The 8,206-nt window shown below is 73.1% G+C and carries 7 protein-coding genes; 4 read left to right on the top strand and 3 right to left on the bottom strand.

Features of this window, described 5'->3' with window-relative positions:
- Positions 1-140: 140 nt before the first annotated feature.
- Together ABT127_RS39145 and ABT127_RS39150 are read right to left on the bottom strand one after the other, a co-directional pair.
- Positions 141-716 carry a hypothetical protein gene (locus tag ABT127_RS39145; protein WP_351461330.1) on the bottom strand — a complete coding sequence of 192 codons (576 nt, stop codon included), beginning with the start codon at positions 714-716 and terminating at the stop codon, positions 141-143.
- A gap of 207 nt (positions 717-923) precedes the next feature.
- Positions 924-1,382, bottom strand: coding sequence for a cyclic nucleotide-binding domain-containing protein (locus ABT127_RS39150; RefSeq protein WP_351461333.1), 459 nt, complete (start codon positions 1,380-1,382; stop codon positions 924-926).
- A gap of 130 nt (positions 1,383-1,512) precedes the next feature.
- Here ABT127_RS39150 and ABT127_RS39155 point away from each other — a divergent pair, with 130 nt between their 5' ends.
- Positions 1,513-2,601 carry a D-alanyl-D-alanine carboxypeptidase family protein gene (locus tag ABT127_RS39155; RefSeq protein WP_351461335.1) on the top strand — a complete coding sequence of 363 codons (1,089 nt, stop codon included), beginning with the start codon at positions 1,513-1,515 and terminating at the stop codon, positions 2,599-2,601.
- A gap of 14 nt (positions 2,602-2,615) precedes the next feature.
- Here ABT127_RS39155 and ABT127_RS39160 read toward each other — a convergent pair whose 3' ends face one another.
- Positions 2,616-3,047 (bottom strand): response regulator, encoded by a 432-nt coding sequence (locus ABT127_RS39160; RefSeq protein WP_351461338.1) that lies wholly within the window; start codon positions 3,045-3,047, stop codon positions 2,616-2,618.
- A gap of 223 nt (positions 3,048-3,270) precedes the next feature.
- On the opposite strand from ABT127_RS39160, the gene ABT127_RS39165 reads away from it, so the two are divergent.
- The 3 genes from ABT127_RS39165 (at position 3,271) to ABT127_RS39175 (ending at position 7,990) form a co-directional block, all read left to right on the top strand.
- A complete protein-coding gene (locus ABT127_RS39165) occupies positions 3,271-5,133 on the top strand; it encodes an AMP-dependent synthetase/ligase (RefSeq protein ID WP_351461341.1) in 1,863 nt (620 codons plus the stop codon).
- A gap of 105 nt (positions 5,134-5,238) precedes the next feature.
- Positions 5,239-7,248 (top strand): ABC transporter ATP-binding protein, encoded by a 2,010-nt coding sequence (locus ABT127_RS39170; protein WP_351461343.1) that lies wholly within the window; start codon positions 5,239-5,241, stop codon positions 7,246-7,248.
- A gap of 361 nt (positions 7,249-7,609) precedes the next feature.
- Positions 7,610-7,990 (top strand): STAS domain-containing protein, encoded by a 381-nt coding sequence (locus ABT127_RS39175; RefSeq protein ID WP_351461345.1) that lies wholly within the window; start codon positions 7,610-7,612, stop codon positions 7,988-7,990.
- Positions 7,991-8,206 lie beyond the last annotated feature (216 nt).

Genomic DNA, 8,206 nt, shown 5'->3' on the forward strand with positions numbered 1-8,206 from the left:
CCCCCATCTTCGACCTGGTCGACTACGGCGTCGTGGGCGACCTCTTCGACGTCGTGCCCCAGCTCACCGAAGAGGTCAAGACCCGCAAGGGCTGATCCGAGACGCGCAGGACGGATCCGTACGGCGTCGCGCCCAGGTGCTCACAGCTCCTGCGCGCGACGCCGTACCGCGTAGTAGCCCGCCGCACCCACCGAACCGGCGATCAGCGCGCCGCCCAGCGCGAGCTGCAGCACGCTCCACTGCCCCAGCGATCCGCCGTCACCGGCGTGCACTCCGTGCAGCTGTGTGCCGCCCTTCCCCGAGACGGTGAGTGTCTGACGGGCCACCGTGCCGCTCTCACAGGTCACGGAGACCGGATAGGTGCCCGGCCGGGCGCCGGAGGGCACCTCGAAGCTGCCGCTGACCCCCTTCTCGTACTCGGCCGAGCGCAGCGTGAACTCGCCCGCGCCGACGCTGTCCGCGTCGCCGGTCGCGACGGAGTCGCCGCCGCACGCGGTGGTACTGGCCAGCACGCTCGCGCCGGGGCGGGCGTCGGCCGGATCGAGCACCAGACCCGTCGCCGTCCCGGCCTCCGATGCGGGCGCCGAGGGCGGAGCGGTCCAGGAGGGAGTGTCGCCCCACCCGTCGTCCCCGTCGGACGGAGCCGCGGCGCACACGGGCGCCCCCAGCAGGAGCAGGGCAGCGGTGGCGGTCGACAGGGGCACGGAGCGGCGCATGCGGTTCCTCTCGGGCGCGGCCGGCGGGCGGCCGCCGGTGCGGTCAGGTCCGCGACCGAGCAAACCGCGCGACCGTGCCCGCCGCCCGCCGGGGCGTCGGGTCGGGTGAGGGACGGTGCCCGTGCGGGTGACGCCGGGCCTCCACCCGGCGTCACCCGCACGAGAAGTCCCTCGCGCACGTCCCGCGGCGTCGCGCGCCGCCCGCCCCTACACGTACCCCCTGATGCGGTGTGCCTGGTGCGCCTCGACGAGCCTGACCCGGGCCGCCTCCAGGCGGTGGGCCATCACCTCGGCGACGCCGTGCAGCAGGGCCACACCGAGCGCCGGTTCGATGTCGCACAAGGCACGCACGGTCGGGCCGTCGAATTCATAGGCGCGCACGTGGCTGAAGGCCTCGGCGCCGAAATCCCATTCATAGGGCGGGAAGAGCCAGGACCAGCCGAGGAGATCTCCCGGTCCGAGCGGGTCGACGGGCAGCCGGGCCAGGTCGGAGACGCGCACGTCGAGCGTGACTGTTCCGGTCCTGATGATCCAGAAGCAGTCGGCGCGGTCCCCTTCCTCGAAGATCCGGGAGTCCTGGGGGAAGGACACCTCTCGGGCGAGAGGCATCAGACGGTCGCGATAGGCGCGGGGCAGTCGGTTCAGCAGTCGTGTCCGGTCCGTCATGGCGGAACACCTCCACCGTCGGGTCATTCCAGCGTACGTACGTCCCGCGAGTATCGGGTCGTCGAAGTGGGCGGCGGCCGGATGGCGGTAACGGATCGCGAGCGGGCGGTCACGCACCTACGTTGCCCGCATGGTGATCTTCATCCGATCTCGTGCCCTGATCAGCAGGGCGCTCGTGACGTCGGGCGTGTGCGCGACGCTCGTCGCGGGGGCGGCCGCCGGTCCCGCGCACGCCGCGCGGAACGCTGCCGGGCCGCCCGCCGTGCCCTCCCTGTCGGCGCTGTCCTGGGAGGTCATGGACGCACGGACCGGGACCGTCCTGGCGGCCAGGGCGCCGCACCGCAGGCTGCCGCCGGCCAGCACGCTCAAGACGCTGTTCGCCGTGACGGTGCTGCCGCACCTGCGCCAGGACACGGTGCACCGGGCCTCCTGGGCGGACCTTGCGGAGGTCGCCGAGGGCAGCAGCGAGGTCGGGGTCGCCGAGGGGCACCGGTACACCGTCGCCGACCTGTGGCGCGGCGTGTTCCTCAGCTCCGGCAACGACGCCGTGCACACCCTGGCCCGGCTGAACGGCGGCCTGTCGCGGACGCTCGGCCAGATGCAGGCCACCGCCCGCCGGATCGGCGCCCGCGACACCCAGGTCCGCTCCCCCGACGGGTTCGACACCCCGGGTCAGTACTCCAGCGCCCATGACCTGGCCCTGATCGCCCGCGAGGGGTTCAAGAACCCGGACTTCCGCCGGTACATGGGCACGAAGTTCGCCCGCTTCCCGGCGTCCGGGGGCCCGGACGCGTACGAGATCCAGAACACCAACCGGCTGCTGGTCGGCTCGCACGGCGTGGAGCCCTACCCCGGTCTCATCGGCGTCAAGAACGGCTACACGACACAGGCCGGCACCACGCTGGTCTCGGCCGCGACCCGGGCGGGCCGGACGATCCTGGTGACCGTGATGAATCCTCAGGACGGGGATTTCAACCAGGTGTACGAGGAGAGCCGCACGCTGCTCGACTGGGGGTTCGCCACCCCGACGCCGCAACCGCCCAAGCAGCAGGCCGGTCCGCTGCGGGCCGCCGCACCCGCGACCGCGCCGACGCACCAGGATCCGGAGGAGGCCCCCGGTCTGCCCCGCCATCTCGGTGCGGCCGCCGCGCTGCTCCTCCTGACCTGCGTGCCGCTGATCCTCCGCCGCCGCCTGCGCGCCCGCCGCAACCGGCCCTGACGGCAGGGGGACGGTCAGGGGCGCGGCAGGGGGCCCGGGCTGCGGGCGGCACGGCCGTCCGCACCCCGGGCCCCGGCGTTCAGCAGATAGCTCACCTTCACCCGCAGCACCCACGGGTCGACCGGCTTCACCAGCAGGTCGGCGACGCCCAGGTCGATCGCGGTCTGCGCGAGGGCGCTGGTGCCGATCCCGGTCACGAGGACGATGGGGATGTCCCGGGTCTGCTCCAGGCGGAGCAGGTAGTCGGCCACTTCCAGCCCGCTGATGCCGGGCATCCGCACGTCGAGAAGGATCACGCCGATGCCGCCGCGCAGCGCGATCCGCAGGGCGTCGTCGCCGTTGTCCGCGCAGACGACGGGGACGTCGAGCGGGGCGAGCGCCGCTTCCAGCACCCGCAGGTTGGACTCGCGGTCGTCCACCAGGAGGACCTTCGCGGAGTCGTTCATGAGGTCTCAACTGCCTCCGTGATAGCGCTCCTTGGACGTTCGAGATTACGGTGCGCGGTACGCCTCGGGCGACCGGTCCGCGCAGATGGGACCCGTGGTCCAGGGCGTACCGTGTCCTGATCGTCACCTCGCGGGGCTCCGCAAAGATCGCCCGGGCGGGGTACGTTGCCGGGCTGCGGCCCCACCCGCGACCGCCCGTCCCTCGTCCGCGGAGAGCAGGAACATGCAGGAACTCGACGTGCCCCGGCTGACGGAGCCGCCCGTGGTGGGCGGGATCGCGGACTCGGTGTTCGCAGCGGTGCGACGGACGCCGGACCGCGTCCAGTTCTCGCTGGCCGCGCCCGGCGGGCAGTGGGAGCCGGTCACCGCGCGCAGGTTCGCCGGTGAGGTCCTCGCGGTCGCGGGCGGGCTGCTCTCCCAGGGCGTCGGCTTCGGCGACCGGGTGGCCGTCATGTCGCGCACCCGGTACGAATGGACGCTCGCCGCCTACGCGTTGTGGTCGATCGGCGCCGTGGTCGTGCCCATCTACCCGACCTCCTCCACCGAGCAGGTGCGCGACATCCTCCGGGACACGGGCGCGATCGGCTGCTTCGTCGAGAACGAGAACCACGCCATGACAGTGGCCGCCGCGCACGGCCCGCACCACCCGCTGACCCGGCTGTGGCAGATGGACCAGGGCGCCCTCGACGTGCTGCGGGCGGAGGGCGCCGCCGTCGATCCGGCGTACGTCCACCGGCTCCGCGACGCCGTCCGGCCCGAGCACACCGCGCTGATCTGCTACACGTCCGGGACGACGGGCCGCCCGAAGGGCTGTGTCCTCACGCACGCCAACATGGTCGCCGAGTGCGACACGCTGTCGACGGGATGGGGGAGCCTGCTGGCCGCGCCCGGCGAGGAGGCCTCGCTCGTGGCCTTCCTGCCGCTGGCGCACTGCTACGGGCTGGTCGTGGTGGTGAGTTCGGTGCGGTTCGGGGTCAACGTCGCGTTCCAGCCGGACCCTTCGCCGCAGGCGCTGCTGCCCACGCTGGCCGCGTTCCGGCCCACGTTCCTGTACGCCGTGCCGTACATCTTCGAACGCCTCTTCCGTGCGGCCCGCCTGAAAGCCCGTCAGAACGGGCGCAGCGCCCTCTTCCAGCGGGCGGTGCGGTCCGCGGTGCGCTACGCGGCCGCCGAGCAGCGCGGGAAGGCGGGTCAGGGCTCCGGTCCAGGGCCGCGGCTCAGGATGCGGCACGCGCTCTACGACCGGCTCGTGTACGCCCGGGTGCGGGCGGTGCTCGGCGGGCGGGTGCGCAACGCCGTCTCGGGCGGGTCTCCGCTCGCGCGCGAGCTCGGGCTGTTCCTCGCGGGCTGCGGGATCACCGTCTACGACGGGTACGGGCTGACCGAGACCGCCGCGGCCGTCACCGCGCAGCCGGTGGGCGCGGTGCGGCACGGGACCGTGGGCCGGCCGCTGCCCGGCAACGCCGTGCGCATCGCCGGCGACGGCGAGATCCTGGTCCGCGGCGACGTGGTCTTCGCGGGCTACTACAACGAGCCGCGTGCGACCGAAGCGGTGCTGCGCGACGGCTGGTTCAGCACCGGTGACCTCGGCCGGCTCGATCCGGACGGCTATCTCGTCATCACCGGGCGCAAGAAGGACATCATCATCACCAGCGGCGGCAAGAGCATCTCGCCACTGCTGCTCGAGGAGGAGCTGCGGGCCCATCCGCTGATCTCGGGCTGTCTGGTCGTCGGCGACAACCGCCCGTACGTGGCCGCCCTGATCACCCTCGACGAGGAGTCCGTGGCGGGCTGGCTCGCGCTCAAGGGGCGTGACCCGCAGGAGCCCGCGGCACTGGTGACGGACGAGGAACTGCTCGGGCACGTCCGGCGGGCGGTCTCCCGGGCCAACTCCCGTGTCTCGCGTGCCGAGTCGATCAGGACCTTCCGGATCATCCCGCACGAGTTCGGTTCGCGTGAGGGCCTGTTGACCCCGTCGCTGAAGATCCGGAGATCGGCGGTGATCGAGCGGTACGCGCGGGAGATCGACGAGCTGTACGGGACCCGGCCGGGCCGCCGCTCCCCGCTGGGCACGCGCCGAGAATGACCTGAGTTCTCCTTGTGTGCGCGCCGGTGCTTGCTCACCCTGGGCACCGCAGCAGCAGCGCCGCAGGGCCCTCCCGGCCGCGCCCGTCGAGCTCGGGGAGGACCGTTGACCTCGCCTTCGCACCGGTTCCGCAGCAGGCTGCTGCGCCGCCCACGGCCCGAGGAACCCAAGGTCTCCACGGCCGAGCGGGAGTTGTTCGGCGGACCGCTGCGATACGACACCGGCTGGGCGTCGCACCAGAACGCCTTCCTCGACCTGTCGCTCCTCACCGCCCTGCGGGCCATGCCCCGGCTGGTCCTCGGCACCCTGCGCCGGGCCTGGCACGCCGACCGGGGCGCACTGCTCGCCGTCGGCGTCAGCGAGATCGGCCAGGGGGTCGCCGCCGCGGTGAACCTGCTCGTCCTGAATTCCGTGATGCACACACTGCTCTCCGGCGGCTCGGCGGCCGGGCGGGTGCGGGAGGCGCTGCCGGCACTGCTCGTCGGCGCCGCGGTCGCCACCGTCAACGCCCTGCTCGCCTCCTGGTCGACGTCCGGGGCGGGACGCCTCGAACCGCTGGTGGAACGCGTGGCGACGACCGAGTATCTCGACGCCGCCCAGGCGGTCGAGCTGGAGGCCATCGAGGATCCGGCGTTCCGGCGCCTGCTCGACGTGGCGTTCTACGGTGCGGCGTCCGCGCGACGCATGATCTCGGCGTGTGTCGCGGCGCTCAACGGGGTCATCTCGCTGATCGCAACCGCCTCCATCCTGAGCGTGCTGCACTGGGCACTGCTGCCGATGCTGCTGCTGATCGCCGCGCCGCGCGGCTGGGGCGCGATGCGGGTGGCGCAGGAGCGGTACGTGTCGATGCTCAACTGGGTCGAGCACGTCCGCGCGAGCCGGCTGATCGGCACCCTGCTGACCGAGCGCAGCGCCGCCCAGGAGGTGCGGCTGCACGCGGTCGGCCCCACGCTCCTTGAGCGCTACCGGGACATGGCGGAGAGCGCCGAGAGCGAGCAGCGCCGGCTGGCGAACGGCAAGGCCGGCACCGAGCTGCTGGCCACCGCCCTGTCGGGGGTCGCACTCGCGGCCACGTACGGGGTGATGTTCTGGCTGATCACGACGGGCACCATGAGCCTGGCGATCGCCGGGACGGCGGTCGTCGCCGTGCGCACCGGGTCGGCGAGTCTGGGCACGCTGGTGATGAACGTCAACCAGTTGCACGAGGAGTCGCTGTACGTCCAGGACCACGAGAAGTTCCTCGCGGAGGCCGCCCGGCGGACCATTCCCACCGGGGGCGGGTCGCTGCCGGAGCGGATCGACGCGGTGGTCCTCGACAAGATCAGCTACCGCTATCCGGACCGGGCCGAACCGGCCCTGGACGAGGTGTCGCTGACGGTTCCGATGGGGTCGGTGACCGCGGTCGTCGGGGAGAACGGCAGCGGCAAGTCGACCCTGATGAAGATCATCAGCGGGCTGCTCGTCCCGCACGCCGGTACGGTCCACTGGGGCGGCAGACCGCTCGACGGGCTCGACCGGTCCCTGGTCTTCGAGCGGGTCAGCCAGCTCACCCAGGACTTCCAGCGCTGGCCGATGACCGCCGCCATGAACATCCGCATCGGGCGGCCGCAGCGGTCCGCGTCCGCCGAGGAGCTGGAGCCGTCGGCGCGGTACGCGGGCGCGACGTCGGTGATCGCGCGGCTGCCGGACGGCATGGGCACTCTCCTCGCCCGCATGTTCCGCGGGGCGAGCGAGCTGTCCGGCGGAGAATGGCAGAAGTTCGGCCTGGCGCGCACCCACTGGCGCGACCGGACCGGCGCCGCGGACGGCGTCCTGATCGTGGACGAGCCGACGTCGGCGCTCGACCCGGAGGCGGAGATCGAGGCGTTCGACCGGCTGCGGGGCCTTGCGGGCCCCACGCGCGCGGTGGTCCTGGTCACCCATCGGATGTCCGGGGTGCGGTGGGCGGACACCATCCACGTGCTGAGCCGGGGCCGCGTCGTGGAGTCGGGCAGCCACGACGAACTGCTCGCGGCCGGCGGCCGGTACGCCACCATGTTCCGCACGCAGGCGGCCCAGTACGGCCACGACGGGTCTCAGGTGTCCCGCCCCGCGCAGCCTCCCGCCACGGCGTAATCGCCGCCTCCGCTTCCCGGCCATATGTCCGGCGGCCCCGGGACGGGTGCGGGAGGCGCAGGTCACACGTATGCCCGTCCGTGGGTACGTTTCCCGCCGGATGTTCACTGCGCCACCATCCGCCCCACGCGCACCTCGGGGCGGGCTGCCACCGGGCTGAGCGCGGTGTGGCCCCGCGGGACGCGCGTGACGAGCGGGAACCGGACGGTCCGGATCGCGCCAGAGATCACCGGCGAAGCCGTTTGACCGACAACCTGATTGCCCAACTCACCAGCGCTGAAAGGGGGTTGCCTCGCAGGCCAGGGAGGGGTATGCCAGGGGCACCGCCACAACACCGCGCCCCCACCACTGCGAGGAGGCCATGCCCGCCTACCACGACACCGACGCCGACTTCGGCATGAGAGCGCCGCACCCCGACGACCCACGGGTCGTCGAACTGTGGGGCGAACTCGACATCCTCGCCGCCCATCACCTGGCGGACCGACTCCAGGACCTGTCCCCCGGGCTGGGCGGCACGCTCGTCGCCGACCTTCGCGCCGTGACGTTCCTGGACTGCAGCGGTCTGTCGATGCTCGTGCGCGTCCAGGAGCGGCTGCGCGCACGGCAGGCGCGGCTGATCCTGGTCCTGACCGATCCGTTCATGCTGCGCGTGATCCGGCTCGCCGGCCTGGCGGGCGCCTTCCGGGTCGCCGCCGACCTGGACTCGGCCCTCTCCTGGCCGACCCGGGACGTACCGGCCTGAGATGCGGGACCCGCCGGGAGGCACGCGCTCCCGGCGGGTACGGCACGGCCGGGGGCTTCCGCGGGCATCTTCGACAGCGGCCGCCCGTACTTCCACGACGACTACGAGGAGGCGCCGACGACCCACAGCGGGACCGCTGCGCGCCGACGCCCCGCGCCCCCGCCCCCGGGCCGGGGGGCGGGGGAGGGGCGCCGCCCCCCCCCGGCCGGGGAGGCC

Origin of the sequence: Streptomyces sp. NPDC001904, from assembly GCF_040297005.1 — a bacterium.
In the GTDB taxonomy this organism is placed as follows: Bacteria; Actinomycetota; Actinomycetes; order Streptomycetales; family Streptomycetaceae; genus Streptomyces.

Excerpts from the sequence above, each read along its gene's own strand:
- ABT127_RS39150 (WP_351461333.1), bottom strand. The coding sequence starts at position 1,382 with ATGACGGACCGGACACGACTGCTGAACCGACTGCCCCGCGCCTATCGC.
- ABT127_RS39160 (WP_351461338.1), bottom strand. The coding sequence starts at position 3,047 with ATGAACGACTCCGCGAAGGTCCTCCTGGTGGACGACCGCGAGTCCAAC.
- ABT127_RS39165 (WP_351461341.1), top strand. The coding sequence starts at position 3,271 with ATGCAGGAACTCGACGTGCCCCGGCTGACGGAGCCGCCCGTGGTGGGC.
- ABT127_RS39145 (WP_351461330.1), bottom strand. The coding sequence starts at position 716 with ATGCGCCGCTCCGTGCCCCTGTCGACCGCCACCGCTGCCCTGCTCCTG.
- ABT127_RS39175 (WP_351461345.1), top strand. The coding sequence starts at position 7,610 with ATGCCCGCCTACCACGACACCGACGCCGACTTCGGCATGAGAGCGCCG.
- ABT127_RS39155 (WP_351461335.1), top strand. The coding sequence starts at position 1,513 with ATGGTGATCTTCATCCGATCTCGTGCCCTGATCAGCAGGGCGCTCGTG.